This window comes from Streptomyces sp. NPDC089799 (assembly GCF_040684755.1).
GTDB lineage: Bacteria > Actinomycetota > Actinomycetes > Streptomycetales > Streptomycetaceae > Streptomyces.
On record NZ_JBFBGR010000013.1, the window covers coordinates 147,049 to 161,700 of the forward strand.

At 74.7% G+C, this 14,652-nt stretch carries 13 protein-coding genes; 5 read left to right on the forward strand and 8 right to left on the reverse strand.

Annotated elements, in window-relative coordinates:
- Positions 1-100: 100 nt before the first annotated feature.
- The 3 genes from pelF (at position 101) to AB0O36_RS17170 (ending at position 4,516) form a co-directional block, all read left to right on the forward strand.
- Positions 101-1,612 (forward strand): GT4 family glycosyltransferase PelF, encoded by a 1,512-nt coding sequence (gene pelF, locus AB0O36_RS17160; RefSeq protein WP_365110464.1) that lies wholly within the window; start codon positions 101-103, stop codon positions 1,610-1,612.
- Complete coding sequence (locus AB0O36_RS17165; RefSeq protein WP_365110466.1) at positions 1,609-3,129, forward strand: hypothetical protein; 1,521 nt, start codon at positions 1,609-1,611, stop codon at positions 3,127-3,129. Before pelF ends, AB0O36_RS17165 begins: the two co-directional genes overlap by 4 nt.
- A gap of 730 nt (positions 3,130-3,859) precedes the next feature.
- On the forward strand, positions 3,860-4,516 hold the full coding sequence (locus AB0O36_RS17170; protein WP_365110468.1) for a spherulation-specific family 4 protein: 657 nt from the start codon (positions 3,860-3,862) through the stop codon (positions 4,514-4,516).
- 7 nt (positions 4,517-4,523) lie between these two features.
- Here AB0O36_RS17170 and AB0O36_RS17175 read toward each other — a convergent pair whose 3' ends face one another.
- From AB0O36_RS17175 to AB0O36_RS17200, 6 genes are all read right to left on the reverse strand, one after another.
- A complete protein-coding gene (locus AB0O36_RS17175) occupies positions 4,524-5,867 on the reverse strand; it encodes a histidine kinase (RefSeq protein WP_365110471.1) in 1,344 nt (447 codons plus the stop codon).
- Between the two features lie 23 nt (positions 5,868-5,890).
- Positions 5,891-6,478 carry a MarR family winged helix-turn-helix transcriptional regulator gene (locus AB0O36_RS17180; RefSeq protein WP_365110474.1) on the reverse strand — a complete coding sequence of 196 codons (588 nt, stop codon included), beginning with the start codon at positions 6,476-6,478 and terminating at the stop codon, positions 5,891-5,893.
- Between the two features lie 74 nt (positions 6,479-6,552).
- Complete coding sequence (locus tag AB0O36_RS17185; RefSeq protein WP_365110476.1) at positions 6,553-7,308, reverse strand: hypothetical protein; 756 nt, start codon at positions 7,306-7,308, stop codon at positions 6,553-6,555.
- A gap of 11 nt (positions 7,309-7,319) precedes the next feature.
- Positions 7,320-9,182: a phosphatidylglycerol lysyltransferase domain-containing protein gene (locus AB0O36_RS17190; protein WP_365110479.1), complete on the reverse strand. Its 1,863-nt coding sequence runs from the start codon at positions 9,180-9,182 to the stop codon at positions 7,320-7,322.
- Between the two features lie 79 nt (positions 9,183-9,261).
- On the reverse strand, positions 9,262-10,404 hold the full coding sequence (cobT, locus tag AB0O36_RS17195) for a nicotinate-nucleotide--dimethylbenzimidazole phosphoribosyltransferase (protein WP_365110481.1): 1,143 nt from the start codon (positions 10,402-10,404) through the stop codon (positions 9,262-9,264).
- A gap of 150 nt (positions 10,405-10,554) precedes the next feature.
- Positions 10,555-11,757, reverse strand: a complete 1,203-nt coding sequence (locus AB0O36_RS17200; RefSeq protein ID WP_365110483.1) for a bifunctional adenosylcobinamide kinase/adenosylcobinamide-phosphate guanylyltransferase — start codon at positions 11,755-11,757, stop codon at positions 10,555-10,557.
- Positions 11,758-11,861: 104 nt separating this feature from the next.
- Between AB0O36_RS17200 and AB0O36_RS17205 the strand changes: the two genes are divergently transcribed.
- Positions 11,862-12,074 carry a hypothetical protein gene (locus AB0O36_RS17205; RefSeq protein WP_365110485.1) on the forward strand — a complete coding sequence of 71 codons (213 nt, stop codon included), beginning with the start codon at positions 11,862-11,864 and terminating at the stop codon, positions 12,072-12,074.
- A gap of 46 nt (positions 12,075-12,120) precedes the next feature.
- Here the strand turns inward: AB0O36_RS17205 and AB0O36_RS17210 are convergent, their stop codons facing one another.
- Both AB0O36_RS17210 and AB0O36_RS17215 read right to left on the reverse strand, forming a co-directional pair.
- Entirely contained in the window at positions 12,121-12,879 is a 759-nt protein-coding gene (locus AB0O36_RS17210) for a methyltransferase domain-containing protein (RefSeq protein WP_365110488.1), read from the reverse strand.
- A gap of 59 nt (positions 12,880-12,938) precedes the next feature.
- On the reverse strand, positions 12,939-13,541 hold the full coding sequence (locus AB0O36_RS17215) for a DUF3043 domain-containing protein (RefSeq protein ID WP_365110490.1): 603 nt from the start codon (positions 13,539-13,541) through the stop codon (positions 12,939-12,941).
- Between the two features lie 314 nt (positions 13,542-13,855).
- Here AB0O36_RS17215 and AB0O36_RS17220 point away from each other — a divergent pair, with 314 nt between their 5' ends.
- Positions 13,856-14,650: a PspA/IM30 family protein gene (locus tag AB0O36_RS17220; RefSeq protein ID WP_365110492.1), complete on the forward strand. Its 795-nt coding sequence runs from the start codon at positions 13,856-13,858 to the stop codon at positions 14,648-14,650.
- Positions 14,651-14,652 lie beyond the last annotated feature (2 nt).

Consider the following 14,652-nt stretch of genomic DNA (forward strand, 5'->3'; position numbering starts at 1 on the left):
CCCCGCCCGGCCGCCCCTCCGCCCTGCCCGGGAACCGGCCGAACCGCTCCCGGAGGCGATACCGAGTCCGGAACAACCGTCCTTGGGGGGACACAGACCCATGAGCCATGGGCGTCACGTCACCATGCTCACCGAAGGCACGTACCCGCACGTCCACGGGGGCGTCAGCACCTGGTGCGACCAGCTCGTCAGGGGCATGCCGGAAGTCGACTTCAACGTCACGGCCCTCACCGGCACCGGACGCGAACCGGTCGCCTGGCAACTGCCCCGCAACGTCTACCGGCACACCGCCTTCCCGCTCTGGGGCCCGCCGCCCGCCCGGAGCCGCCGCACCGCACTCCGCGGCCGCGCGCACCGCCGCTTCCTCGGCCTCTACGAGCAGTTCCTGCTCTCGCTCCTCGATCCCGCACACGGCGGTCCGGACTTCGGCGCCGCCCTCCGCGAACTCGCCCTGCTCGCCCGGTCCGGGCGGCTCGCCCCGGCCCTGCGCTCGGAATCGGTCCTGCGCACCCTGATGGCCGTATGGACCCGCCCGGACCTGCCCACGGCCGGCGCCCGCCCCACCGTCCACGACGCCCTCACCGCCACCGACCTGCTCGAACACGCACTGCGACCGCTCACCGTCCGGATCCCCCCGGACAGCGTCGCGCACGCCGTCAGCAGCGGCCTCGCCACCCTCCCGGCACTCGCCGCGAAATACCTCGACGAGGTGCCGTTCCTCCTCACCGAGCACGGCATCTACCTGCGCGAACGCTATCTGGGCTACCGCAGCGACCGGCAGCGCTGGCCGGTCAAGGCCCTGCTGCTCGGCTTCTACCGGGAGCTCAACTCCGAGGGTTACCGCCAGGCCGACCTGATCACCCCCTGTAACCGCTACAACCGCCGCTGGGAGGAACGCGGCGGCGCACCCGCCGACCGGATCCGCACCGTCTACAACGGCGTGGACCCGCACCGCTTCCCCGAAGCCGGACCGGAACCGGAGGCGCCCACCCTCAGCTGGTGCGGCCGCATCGACCCGATCAAGGACCTGGAAACCCTGATCCGCGCCTACGCGTTCATGCGCGAGGAGCTCCCGGAACTCCGGCTCCGGCTGTTCGGGCCCGTCCCGGCCGGCTGCGAGGACTACCGGCTGCGGCTGGAGAAACTCGCCGCCGAGCTCGGCGTCACGGACGGGATCAGCTACGAGGGCCGCATCGACCGGGTCGCGGACGCCTACGCGGCCGGCAGCGTGGTGATGCTCTCCAGCATCAGCGAGGGCTTCCCGTTCAGCATCATCGAGGCCATGTCCTGCGGGCGGACCACCGTCTCCACGGACGTGGGCGGCGTCCGCGAGGCCGTCGGCGACACCGGACTGGTCGTCCCGCCCCGGGAACCGGAGACCATGGCCCGGGCCACGCTGGCCCTGCTCCGGGACGACGCGCGCCGCGCCGAACTGGGGCGGCTGTCCCGGCTGCGGGTGGTGGAGAAGTTCACCCTGCACCAGTCCGTGGACGGCTTCCGGCACATCTACCGCGAACTGGCCGGCCGGCCCGTGGTCCTCCCGCCGCACCACCCCGGCGGCACGGGTCCGTCCCGGCAACGGGAGCTGGCCGCCGAGGGGAGCACCTGGTGAGCGGATCCCTCTGGCTCAAACCCCCCGGCCCCGGCGCCGGCACCCTCCCCGCGGTCCCGCGGCCGCGCGGCGCCCCGGCCGGGGCCCCGGCCGCCGACCCGATGGAGGAACTCGCCGGCCGGCTCGGCACCTTCGTCTCCGCAGCCGTGCACCCCGACGAGATCGCGGCCGTCCTGGAGTCCGACGGCATGACGGACGAACACATCCGCCTCGCCTACGGCCGCGAGGACTCCTTCACCCTCGCCGAGGACCTGTACGCCCGGGTCCCGCGCGCGTTCCCCGAGCCGGCCGCCCCGGCCGACCCCTGGCGGGTCTCCCTGCTCGCCTGCCTCCTCCGAGGGGTGATCTTCGTCCTGCCCGGGCTGGCCTACCTGCTGGGCGGGCCGCTCCTGGAGGGCCCGCCCGACCGCCTCGGGCTGCCCGCCGGAACGGTCACCCTCCTCGCGGGCGCGCTGATCGGCTGGGTCTGGGACCAGACGCTGTCCCACCGGGCGTACTCCTGGCTGGGGCTCGGCGACCGCGCCGCCGCGGGCCGCACCCTGCTGGTGGGCGCCCCGGCCGGTGCGCTGCTGGGCGCGGCCGCCGCGTGCGCGGTGCCCGGCGGACCTGCCTTCTCGTACGCCTTCGCGGCCGGGCAGGCGGTCTACGTCGGTGCCGCGACGGTGCTGCTGGTCCTCGGCCGGGAGCGGCTGCTCCTCTTCGCGCTGGCGCCGATGGCGGCCGGCGCGGCGGCCTCGCTCGCCGTGGACCTGCCGGCCGCCCTCCGGATCCTCCTGCTGTTGCTGTCCCTGCTGGGGGCGTGCGCGCTGGCGGTACGGGAACTGCCGGTGGCGGCGGGCGTACGGGCGGTCCGGTCGGCACTGCGGCGGCCCCTGGCGCGGCGTCCGGGGGAGGGCCAGGTGCGGTGGCGGGTGCTGCGCGGCACGGAGGACGACTTCACCCCGCGCGGGCCGCGGCTGGCGGACTCGGTGCCGTTCGGGCTGTTCGGCCTGGGCACCGGTCTGCTGGTGCTGTACGCCGCGCTGGGCGAGGTGCTGGCCGGGGCGGCGCCGACGGCGGTCGCGCTCACCCTGAGCATGGGACCCGCGGAATGGCTGCTGCACCGGTTCCGCAGCGGCAGCCTGACCGGTCTGCGGGCGGCCCGCTCCCCGGGTGCGTTCCGCCGGACGATGCTGGCGACACTGGCCCGCTGCCTGGCCGCGTACCTGGGGGTCGTGCTGGTGCTGGGCGTGGTGGGCACCCTGCTGTGGCCCGGCGCCCCGCAGGTCACCGCCTCCCGCGTGGCGATCCTCCTCCTGCTGGCCACGGTGATGTGGAGCGGTCTGCTGCTGCAGTCCTTCGGGGCGATCCGGATCGCGGCGGCGGTGGTGGCGGGCGCGGCGCTGATCCAGGCCGCGGTGGTCCTGTTCGGCCTGGCCCCGGCGCGCACGGCCCAACTCGCCGTGGCCGCCACCACCGCCGTGGCCCTCTCGTCCCTCGCCTGCGTCCTCCTCGGCCGCGCCACGTCCCACCGCTGACGGCTCCCGCCCTGCGGTCTCCCGACCGGACCCCGCCGCGCCGTGTGGGTGCCGGCCGTCGCCCCGGCCGGGCGGGGCTCGCGCCGTTCACGCGGCCGTGTGGGTGCCGGCCGTTGCCCCGGCCGGGCGGGGCTCGTGCCGTTCACGCGGCCGTGTGGGTGCCGGCCGTTGCCCCGGCCGGGCGGGGCTTGGCGGCGCTACGCCGCGCCGTGTGGGCAGGCGTGCCGCAGGGCGGCACGGGTGGGCACACGGCACGACGGCGCGCGCCGGACGCGCAGCGTGTGCCTTGGCCCCGACCCCGCACGACGGGGTCGGACCCCGCTCCGGGCGGAGCTCCGCTCCTGGCGGTGCCGGGTCCGGCGGAGCCGGTGCTTCGCCCCAGGGGCGGCGGCTCCGGCGGAGCGAGCCATCGCTTCGGCGGGGCGGGAGCGTTGCCTGCTGGGCGGCGTTCCGGTGTGCCCACCCGTTCCGCCCTGCGGAACGCCTGCCCACACCTCGGCGGGGCGCCTGCCCACACCTCGGCGGGGCGGCGCCCCATACCTCGGGCGGGGCAGGGCCCCTGCGGGGCGGCTGCCCACACCTCGGCGGGGCGGCGCCCCACACCTCGGGCGGGGCAAGGCCCTGCGGAACGCCTGCCGACGCCTCGGCGGAGCCGGCGTCCATGCCTCGGCGGAGGCGCCGCCCGCCTCGGCGGAGGTGACCGTCCGTCCTCGAACCCCACGGAGTGAACATGCTGCTGGTCCCCTACTACGAGCACCCCGCCGAGCAGCCCGCCGCATGGGCCGCCCTCGTGCGGGCCGCCGACCGTCTGCATTCCGTCGTCGTCAACCCGGCCAACGGCCCCGGCGACGCCCCCGACGCCGCGTTCGCCGCGGCCGCGGCACGGCTGCGCGACGCCGGAGTCGCCGTCCTCGGCTACGTCGACACCGACTACGGCCGCCGCCCGCACGCCGACGTCGTACAGGAGCTGCTCCGGCACCGCGACTGGTATGCCACCGACGGCGCGTTCCTCGACCAGGCCGCAGCCGGTGCCGAGTGCCTGCCGCACTACCGCCGGCTCGCCGTCGCAGCCCGCGCGGCCGGCGCCCGTACCCTCGTCCTCAACCACGGCACCCACCCGCACCACCCCGGCTTCGCCGAGATCGCCGACCTGCTGGTCACCTTCGAGGGACCCTGGGAGGTCTACCGGGACGCGGCGGCCGGCGCACTGCCGGAATGGACCGCCGGGCATCCGGCCACCCGGTTCTGCCACCTCGTCCACGGGGTGCCGCCCGGCACCGCCCCCGCCGCCGTCTCCGCGCTCGCCGCGGCCCGGCACGCCGGCGTGCACTGTGCGGTGTCCGGTACGGGGGCGCACCCGTGGCGGACCCTTCCCCGGGGCATGTGACGGCCGCTCAGACCGGCAGGACCACGTGTACCCGGTAGCCCCCGCCGTAGCGCGGCCCCGCGAAGCAGGTGCCGCCCAGCGCCCCGGCCCGCTCGCGCATGCCGAGCAGTCCGTGCCCGCCGGACGCCTGTGGGGATGCCGACGCCGAGGATGCCGAGGATGCCGAAGATGCCGAGGAAACGGATGTCGGGGAAGCCGATGCCGTGGAGGCCGCTGCCGCGGAGGCCGGGACGGTGGCCGGCTCGGGGACGTCCGCACCGCCGTCGTCCAGGACCGTGATCTCCACCGACGTACCCACCCGCACCACGCTGACCTCGGCCTTCGCATCCGGCCCGGCGTGCTTGCGGACGTTGGTCAGCGCCTCCTGGATGACCCGGTACGCCGCCAGGTCCACCGCGGCCGGCAGTGCCGGCTTCTCCTCCCCGCCCTGCTGGACGGCCACCTGCACCGGCAGCCCGGCGTTCCGGAAGGTGTCCACCAGGTCGTCGAGCACGCCCAGCCCCGGCGCCGGCTCGGTCGGCGCCTCCGGGTCGCCGGACTGCCTCAGCAGCCCGACCGTGGCCCGCAGTTCGTTCAGCGCCGACCGGCTCGCCTCCCGGACGTGCGCGAGGGCCTCCTTCGCCTGGTCCGGCCGTTTGTCCATCACGTGCGCGGCCACCCCGGCCTGCACGTTGACCAGCGCGATGTGGTGGGCGACCACGTCGTGCAGGTCCCGGGCGATCCGCAGCCGCTCCTCGGCGACCCGCCGCCGGGCCTCCTCCTCGCGGGACCGCTCCGCGCGGTCGGCCCGCTCCTGGATGGCGTCGATGAACGCCCGGCGGCTGCGCACCGCGTCCCCGGCCGCGGCGGCCATCCCGGTCCAGGCGAAGATCGCCACGTTCTCCTGCGCGTACCAGGGCAGCGGTCCGACGAGCATGGCCACCCCGGTCAGCCCGGTCATGGTGAGCAGCCCGAGCCGCCAGGTGGTGGGCCGGTCGGTCCGCGAGGCCACCGTGTAGAGGGCGACCACCGCGCAGAAGGCGACCGGCGCCCGCGGTTCCCCGGTGGCGAGCTCCAGCAGGGTCAGCTTGACCGTGGCGGCGAGCACGCTCCGGGGCCGGCGCCTCCGCAGGACCAGCGCCGCCGCCCCGAGCACCATCAGCACCAGCGAGAAGGGGTGCGGGGTCCGGGTCCCGAAGGTGGGCCCGTGCGGCCCGTGCGGGTCGGCGAAGGATCCGACGAACATGGAGACGAGCACCCCGAACGCGAGCAGCGCGTCGGTCGCCAGCGGATGCGCCGTCATCCACTCGCGGGTGAAGCAGACCGCTCCGCCGCCCGGCCGGGTACGCGGCGCGAGGTGTTTCGTCAGCATCCCGATACGGTACGGCCTCGCGCTCAGAGTGGGTAACGCTCCAGCGCGGCCGGTCCGCCCACGTTCCGCATCATGCGTCGCAGCACCCTCACGGCCGTCGCGTAGTCGGCGTCGTCGATGCCGTCGTGGATGCGGGCGCGCAGCCCCGGCAGGATCTCCTTGACCTCCGCGTGGGCCCGCCGGCCCGGTTCCGCCAGCCACAGCCGCCCCTCGGCGTCGCGGGTGAGCAGCCCCCGTGCGACCAGGTCCTGGGCGTCCTCCGCCGGCCGGTCCTGAGGGAGGAGGTAGGGGCTCAGCAGCTCGGCCAGTTCGGCGGGGGTCCGGCCCGTGCCGTCCGCCGAGAGGTCCTCCGGGTGGAGGTAGCGGATCGTCCAGTACTGGGGCTGGGTCAGGCCGAATTCGCCGAGCCTGCCGCGGATGTACGCGATGACCTCGCGGTGGACGGCGTCGGAGACGCTGCCGATGGGCTGGCGGGCCAGGACGGCGGGGTCGTTCTCGCGGTCGGCCCTGTCCTTCTCGCCCATCGGTCCGGCCCCGCCCTCCGCGTCAGTCGTGCCCGCGGTGCCGGTCGTGCCCGCTGTGCCGGTCGTCCCCGTCGTGTCGGTGGTCATCCCGATTCCTCCCCGTGGTGCGCACCGTGTGCGCGATCGATGCATCCAGCATGCAACCTCAAGGCCGGTCGAGGTCAACCCGACCGGGAGGGGACCGACCGGTCCCGCTGCGGCTGCTGCCGGTGCCGGAGCCGGTACCGCAGCGGGTGCCGGACCCGGACCCGGTGCAGGTTCCGCGGCCGTCCCCCCTGCCGGGAACCCGCAGCCGACAGCATCGCGCACACCGCCGCGACCGCGGCGATGGCCGCGAGGTGTTCCTTGCCCGCCAGGTTGTCCTTCACCAGCAGCTCGACGCCCATCAGCAGCACCACCGCGCCCCCGGTGACGTACGCCCCGTAGCGCCAGCACACGTACACCGAGAGGCCGACCACGGCCGCCGAGGGCCCGGTGTCGACGATCAGCCGGTCGGAGTCCGGAAGGCCCAGCGGGTGGTGCGGCCCGAGCGCGAGCCCGACCCGAGCGTACGTGGTCCCCGCGAGCGTGGCGACGTAGCCGATCAGCAGGGTCCGCCGCCAGCCGACGCAGATCTCCGCGATCCCGAAGACCAGCAGCATCTGCGCCAGCGCACCCCACACGGGCAGGTCCAGGGCGGGCACGAAGAGGGACAGCGGGGTCCGCAGCAGGGCCAGCCACAGCGGGTCGGACGCCCTCACCGACCCGAGGTCCTGCACGAACGCGAAGCCCCACCGCTGGTTCTGCACGATCTGGAACACCAGCGTCAGACAGACCGCCCCGAGGGACATCGGGACGGCCCGCCACCCGCGCCGGACCAGTGCGGAGCGCACGGTCCGGTACAGCGGACCCCATTCGGCCGCGACGAAGCGGCGCACGGCCGGAAGGGTCAACGCCCGGTCCCCAGGTGCTTGCGGTGAACCCACTTGGGGAGCCCCGGAGCCTCCAGGAAACCTTCGGCACGCCCGGCCGCCAAACCGATGCGCAGCAGGTCGGAACTCTTCTCGAAGAGCATGAACCGGGGTTCCCAGATCGGCCGGTACTTGGCGTTCGCCCGGTACAGGGACTCGATCTGCCACCAGCGCGAGAAGAACGACAGCAGCGAGCGCCACAGCCGCAGCACCGGGCCCGCACCGAGGCGGGAGCCGCGCTCGAAGACGGACCGGAACATGGCGAAGTTCAGCGAGACCTGGGTGACGCCGATTTCCCGGGAACGTTCAAGGAGTTCGATGACCATGAACTCCATCAGGCCGTTCTCGGAGTCCCGGTCACGGCGCATCAGGTCCAGCGACAGGCCGGCCGGACCCCACGGCACGAAGGACAGCAGCGCCCGCAGCCGCCCGCTGCCGTCGGTGCACTCCAGCATCACGCACTGCCCGTCGGCGGGGTCGCCGAGCCGGCCCAGTGCCATCGAGAAGCCGCGCTCGGTGGCGCCGTCCCGCCAGTCGTCGGCACGTCGCAGCAGCTCGGCCATCTGCTCGGCCGGGATGTCCGCGTGCCGCCGGATCCGCACCTCGTAGCCGGCCCGCTTCACCCGGTTGTACGCCTGCCGTACGGTCCGCATGGCGCGGCCCTCCAGGGTGAACTCGGCGGTCTCCACGATCGCTTCGTCGCCCAGTTCGAGCGCGTCCAGGCCGTGCCGGGCGTAGACGGTGCCGGCCTCCTCGCTCGCGCCCATCACCGCCGGCACCCAGCCGTGCTCGCGGGCCTCGGCCAGCCACGGTTCGATGGCGCCCGGCCATGCCTCGGGGTCGCCGATCGGGTCGCCGGAGGCCAGCGAGACCCCGCCCACCACCCGGTAGGTGACGGCGGCCTTGCCGGTGGGGGACCAGATCACCGACTTCTCGCGGCGCAGCGCGAAGTAGCCGAGCGAGTCCCGGTCGCCCTGCCGGGCGAGCAGCGTGCGCAGCCGCTCCTCGTCCTCCTCGGTGAGCGGGTCGACCGCCCGGCGGGACCGGAACGCGGCCAGCAGCACGGCGAGCAGCAGCAGGAAGGACATGAAGTTGATGAAGACGTCCACCCAGCCGGGGGTGACGATGCCCCGGTAGCCGTGGTCGCTCTCGGCGAGGGTGATCAGGCGCATCACCCCGTACCGCCAGCGGGCCATGAAGCCGGCCTCCGCGCCGTCCCCGGCGGTGTTGGTGAGGCCGACCAGCAGCGCCGCGACCAGCGAGGTGACGAGCAGTCCGACCGCCGCCACGGCCGCGGCCAGCTTCGGGTTGGACCGGTCGCCCTTGGCGTAGAACTCGCGGCGGCCCAGCAGCAGGGCGCCGACGAACGCGGCGGTCAGGCCGAGGGACACCCAGTTCTGCGCGTGCGAGCGGATTTCCGGGTCGGTGGCGCAGTAGTACGCCAGGAACACCGTCAGCAGGCCGCTGATCACCAGGTTCAGGATCCAGGCGGCCCGCTTGCGGCGGCCCGTGGTCACCGCGAGGAAGAGCGAGAACAGGCCGGACCCGAAGCCGGCGGTCAGCAGGTACGGGGTGAAGTAGCTGGCGGTGTTGTGGGCGCGCAGGTCCTGCCCGAGCGAAACCCAGACCGCGCTGAGGAAGTTGACGAAGGTGACGGCCCGCAGGTACCAGACCGCGAACGCGGCCGCCCGCACGGACCGTTTGCTCCCCCGGCCGGCTCCCGTGCCGGTGCTGCCGGTGCTTCCCCTGGTTGCCTCGGTGGTTCCGCCGGTGGGCGCACGGCCGGGGGCGCGGTCGTACTGCCGGACGGGGTCTGCGCTGGTCAAACGGACCTCTCCCATGAAAAGCGATCATATGGGGCGTCGCGCGTCACGGCAGAGCCGGGGAGCGGCGCCCTGCCGGGGCCGCCGCCCCGGACACTCAGCCCGTCTTCTCCGCCTTCTCCGGCATGTCGGCCCCGTCGGCCGAGTCCGCGCGGTGGGCCGCGTCGGCCTGTTCGGCCTCCCCGGCCCGGTCGGCGTCCCGCTCGGGCAGCTCCGCCGCGAGCGCCGCGGCGGCCTGGACCAGCGGGAGCGCCAGCAACGCCCCGGTTCCTTCGCCCACTGTGACGCCGTGGTCGAGCAGAGGGTTGAGCGCCATCCGGTCCAGTGCCTTGGCCTGTGCCGGTTCACCGCTGGCCTGGCCCGCCAGCCACCAGTCCGGGGCGCGGAACGCGGCCCGCTGCGCCACCAGGGCGCAGGCCGCCGAAACCACCCCGTCGAGGACCACCGGCGTACGGCGGACCGCGCACTGCAGCAGGAATCCGGTCATCGCGGCGACATCGGCACCGCCGACCGCCGCGAGCAGCTCCAGCTGGTCGCCGAGCACCGGGCGGGCCCGGCGCAACGAGTCGCGGACGGCCGCGCACTTGCGCATCCAGGCCAGGTCGTCGATGGGGACGCCGCCGCGCCCGGTCACCACCGAGGCGTCGGTGCCGCACAGCGCGGCCACCAGGGTCGCCGCCACCGTGGTCCCGCCGACGCTCAGGTCGCCGAGCACCACCAGGTCCGTACCGGAGTCGGCCTCCTCGTCGGCGATCCGCATGCCCAGCCGCACCGCCGCCTCGGCCTCCGCCGCACTCAGCGCGTCCTCCACGTCGATCCGGCCGCTGCCGCGCCGCACCCGGTGCCGTACGACCTCCTCCGGCAGCAGACCGGGGTCGCAGTCCAGGCCCGCGTCGACCACCCGGATCCCGGCACCCAGCCGGCCCGCCAGCACCGACACCGGGCTCCGCCCCTCTAGCACGTCCCGGACCAGCCGGTACGTCCCGCCGGCGGGACGGGCCGAGACGCCGAGCCCGGCCACCCCGTGGTCACCGGCGAACAGCACCACCTTCGGGTGCTCGACCGGCCGGACCGGTACGGAACCCTGCGCGGCGGCGAGCCACTCGGCGAGCTCGTCCAGCCGGCCCAGGGCGCCGGGCGGCACGGCCAGCCGCTCGCGGCGGTCCTCGGCGTCCCGCCGCACGCCCCCGTCGGGACGCTCGATCAGATCGGAGAAGTCGTCGAGATTCAGGGTGGTCATTTCCCGAACAGTACAGGCGGCGGCACCCTCCCCGACCCCGCCCGGAGCCGTACCGGCGACCGGCGGCGCACCGGCGGCCGACACGGACCCGACCGGACGGTCGGGCCGCCGCCCCGGGTCGCCCCGGGCACTGCTCCTGACGGCTCCTGACTACTCCTTCAGTACGACCGCCTGCCCGGCGACCACCAGCAGGACGTGCTCGCACTCCCCGGCCACGGCCGCGTTCAGCCGGCCCAGCTCGTCCCGGAAACGGCGTCCGGCGGGCGTCGCCGGGACCACGCCCGAGCCGACCTCGTTGCTGACCGCCACCACCGTCCGCCCGGTGGCCCGCAAGGCGGCCACCAGCTCCGCCGTACGCTCCCGCAGCGCCTGCCGGCCGCCGGCCGCCCAGGTGTCGTCGTCCCAGGCGCCGACCCGGTCCATCGCGTCGGTCAGCCACAGCGCCAGGCAGTCCACCAGCAGCGGCGGCCCGTCCTCGGCCAGCAGCGGCGCGACCTCGCAGGTCTCCACGGTCCGCCAGGACCCGGGGCGGCGGTCGCGGTGCAGCGAGATCCGGGCCGCCCAGTCCGGGTCGCCCTCGCGGGTGCCGCCGGTGGCGACGTACTGCACCTCGGGGAAGGCGGCGAGCCGCTGCTCGGCCTCCACCGACTTCCCCGAGCGGGCGCCGCCGAGCACCAGGGTGCGGCGGGGCAGATCGGGTACGGCGTGGTACTCCCCGACGATCACGGTGCTGCCGTCCGGGACGGCGCGCGCTCCGGCCGCGGCACACCTGCGGTCCAGCTCCCGCCCCGGCGGTACGTCGTGGTCCAGGTGCACCGCGATCACGTCGGTGGCCGGCCCGATCGCGCCGACGGCGCGCAGCCGGGCGATGGCGTCCGGCCGGCCGAGGACGTCGGCGACCACCATGTCGTACACCCGGGCGTGGTTCTCGCCGGCGCCGGCGGGCGCCCCGCCCGGCGGCAGGTACAGCAGCCGGTCCCCGTCCGGGCCGGTGACCTCGTACCCCGTGCCCGGCGCGTCCATCGGCACGGCCCGCACCCGGTGGCCGCTGATCACCGCCAGCTCCCGCCCGTCCGGCACCCGCCCGGCGGCGGGCAGCCCCGGCGGCAGCTCCACCGCGGGCCCGTCGTGCGGATGGGTCAGCAGCACCTGGCGCACCCCGCCCAGCGAATGCCCGGCCCGGGCGGCGGCCAGCACGGCTCCGGGGGTGAGGTCGAGGAGCACCGCGCCGTCGACGAGCAGGGCGGTGGCGGCCCGCGCGCGGGTGCCCACGGATACGGCGCAGGCGGCGCAGGGACAGCCGGGGCGGGGCAGTCCTTCGGGTGTGCCGGTGCCGAGCAGAGTCAGTTCCACAAGGAAGATCCTCCCGCGTCCACGCGGGTGGTGCTCGCCCGGCTAGTCTGCGGGCAGACTCACGGCAGCGAACGAACGACCAAGAACTACCAACGGAGGCGGACATGGCGTGGACGTGGCGGTTCGAGAAGGCGGACGGCGCGGAGACCGCGCCGTCGGTCGAGCCGGAGGAGTTCCCCACCCAGGGCGACGCGGAGTCCTGGATCGGGGAGTACTGGAAGGACCTGCTGGAGGGCGGCGCCGAGCGGGTGCGCCTCGCCGACGACAACGGTGAGGAGATCTACGTGATGAGCCTCCGCGAGGCCCTCGACGCATAGTCCGGGCGCGGGCCCGCCCCGCCCGGCACGGCCGGGCGGGGTCGGCTCAACCGCGGACGCCGACCAGGTGCAGCAGGGCCGCGACCCCGCGGTAGGGGTCGGTGCGCCCGGCACGCTCCTCGGCGGCGAGCAGCCGCTCCAGCTCGTCCTCCGGCGGCAGCTGCCCCGCCGTCTCGGTGCCGTCGGTGAACACCCGTACGCCGTACCAGGTGTGCAGCGGGGCCCCGATCCCGGACAGCGTGGACGTCAGCCCGGCCAGCCGGTCGGCCCGTACGTCCAGGCCCAGGCGGTTGGTGTAGTCGACGGAGTCGAACGCGGACAGCGCACCCGCCCAGTCGCCGTCCAGGCCCGGGCGCATGGCCAGCGCGTCCCCGTTGCGGACCAGCAGCGACAGCAGGCCGCCGGGCGCCAGCATCCGGGCCAGCCCGGCGAGCATGGCGTCCGGCTCGGCCACGTACATCAGTACTCCGTGGCACAGCACCACGTCGAAGCTGCCGGGGAGGAAGTGCGCGCCGGTCTCCCGGCCGTCGCCCTCCATCAGCCGGACCCGGTCGCGGATCCCGGCCGGCTCGCCGGCCAGCGCGGCACGCGCCACGTCCAGCATCCCGTGGTCCTGCTCCAGCCCGGTCACCATGTGCCCGGCGCGGGCCAGCCGCAGCGCCTGGGTGCCCTGACCCATGCCGACGTCGAGGACGCGCAGCCGCTGCCCGACCGGGAAGCGCTGGGCGATCTGCTCGTCGACCTGGCGGCCCACCAGTTCCTGCCGGACCGCATTGCGTAGTCCGCCCAGGCCCTCCAGCCACATCCGGGCTCCGCCCGCGAAGCCCGCCGGTTCCTCGACCGGTACGCCGGGCCCGCCTGCGCTCAGGGTCGTTCCCCGCGCTTGACCTGCGGCTTCGGCAGCCGCAGCCGGCGCATCTGGAGGGTGCGCATCAGGCCGTAGGCGACCGCGCCGCGCGTCGGCTCGTCCGGGAAGCGCGCGTTCACGGCCTTGCGCAGCCGGATGAACAGGCCGATGGAGTCGACGATGATCAGCGCGATCACGCCGAGCCACAGGATCAGCGCGACGTTCTGGATCGACGGGACCCGGATCATGCTGAGGACCAGGATGACCACCGCGAGCGGCAGGAACATCTCGGCCACCGAGAACCGGGAGTCCACGAAATCGCGGACGAACCGGCGGACCGGCCCCTTGTCGCGGGCCGGCAGGTAGCGCTCGTCGCCACTGGCCAGCGCCTCCCGCTGCTTGGCCAGCTCGGCCCGGCGCCGCTCGCGGGCGCGCTTGGCGTCCTCCTTGCGGTTACCGGTCGAGGCCACCACGGACTTGCGCTGCGACTGGGCGACAGCGCGCTTCGGCGTGGGGCGGCCCTTGGGGGCCTGCGGGTCACGGGGCTGCTTGGAGAGGTCGGCGCTCACCTTGTCGGTGGGGGCCACCTTCTCTTCCTTGGAGGAACGGCTACCAAACACAACACCCAAGGGTACGTGGTCGTACGCGACCGCCCCACCTCGCCGGGGAACGATCCGGCAACGACGGGCGTCTACCCCTGCAAGGGATCACCGAGGGGGATCCCCGAGGGGATCATCCGCCGATCACCGGGGGATCACCGAGGGATCACCTACTCCTCACGCCTGAGGGCGCGGGGGCGGCCTCGTCCCGGAGGAGGAGCGCATCCGTGCTCGAACAGTGCGGTAATGGATGCAGGGCCCGTAGTGTGGTCCTGAGGTTCGCAACCGTTGGTGACCTGCAGTCGTAGTCCGTCAGAAGGGGGCGCGCGAAGCCCATGAGCGGTGTCATGAAGCGTATGGGGATGATCTTCCGCGCGAAGGCGAACAAAGCCCTTGACCGGGCCGAGGACCCGCGCGAGACCCTCGACTACTCGTACCAGAAGCAGCTGGAGCTGCTGCAGAAGGTGCGTCGCGGCGTCGCGGACGTCGCCACCTCCCGCAAGCGCCTGGAGCTGCAGCTCAACCAGCTGCAGGGCCAGTCCGCCAAGCTGGAGGACCAGGGCCGCAAGGCCCTCGCGCTCGGCCGGGAGGACCTCGCCCGCGAGGCCCTGACCCGCCGCGCCTCGCTCCAGCAGCAGGTCAGCGACCTGGAGGTGCAGCACCAGACGCTCCAGGGCGAGGAGGAGAAGCTCACCCTCGCCGCCCAGCGGCTGCAGGCCAAGGTGGACGCCTTCCGCACCAAGAAGGAGACCATCAAGGCCACCTACACGGCGGCCCAGGCCCAGACCCGGATCGCCGAGTCCTTCTCCGGCATCTCCGAGGAGATGAGCGACGTCGGCCTGGCCATCCAGCGGGCCGAGGACAAGACCGCCCAGCTCCAGGCCCGCGCCGGCGCCATCGACGAGCTGCTCGCCTCCGGTGCCCTGGACGACCAGTCCGGTCTGGCGAAGGACGACATCCAGGCCGAACTGGACCGGCTCTCCGGCGGCACGGACGTGGAGCTGGAGATCGCCCGGATGAAGGCGGAGCTGGCCGGCGGCCCCTCCGCGCAGCAGCAGGCCATCGAGGGCGGCGCCCCGGGTGCCGCGCAGCAGCAGGCGCAGTCCCAGCACCGGTTCGACAAGCAGTAGGG

Bases quoted from the DNA above. Each gene is read 5' to 3' on its own strand.
- AB0O36_RS17170 (WP_365110468.1), top strand. From the start codon at position 3,860: ATGCTGCTGGTCCCCTACTACGAGCACCCCGCCGAGCAGCCCGCCGCA.
- cobT (WP_365110481.1), bottom strand. From the start codon at position 10,404: ATGACCACCCTGAATCTCGACGACTTCTCCGATCTGATCGAGCGTCCC.
- pelF (WP_365110464.1), top strand. From the start codon at position 101: ATGAGCCATGGGCGTCACGTCACCATGCTCACCGAAGGCACGTACCCG.
- AB0O36_RS17220 (WP_365110492.1), top strand. From the start codon at position 13,856: ATGAGCGGTGTCATGAAGCGTATGGGGATGATCTTCCGCGCGAAGGCG.
- AB0O36_RS17210 (WP_365110488.1), bottom strand. From the start codon at position 12,879: ATGTGGCTGGAGGGCCTGGGCGGACTACGCAATGCGGTCCGGCAGGAA.
- AB0O36_RS17190 (WP_365110479.1), bottom strand. From the start codon at position 9,182: ATGGGAGAGGTCCGTTTGACCAGCGCAGACCCCGTCCGGCAGTACGAC.
- AB0O36_RS17205 (WP_365110485.1), top strand. From the start codon at position 11,862: ATGGCGTGGACGTGGCGGTTCGAGAAGGCGGACGGCGCGGAGACCGCG.
- AB0O36_RS17180 (WP_365110474.1), bottom strand. From the start codon at position 6,478: ATGACCACCGACACGACGGGGACGACCGGCACAGCGGGCACGACCGGC.
- AB0O36_RS17175 (WP_365110471.1), bottom strand. From the start codon at position 5,867: ATGCTGACGAAACACCTCGCGCCGCGTACCCGGCCGGGCGGCGGAGCG.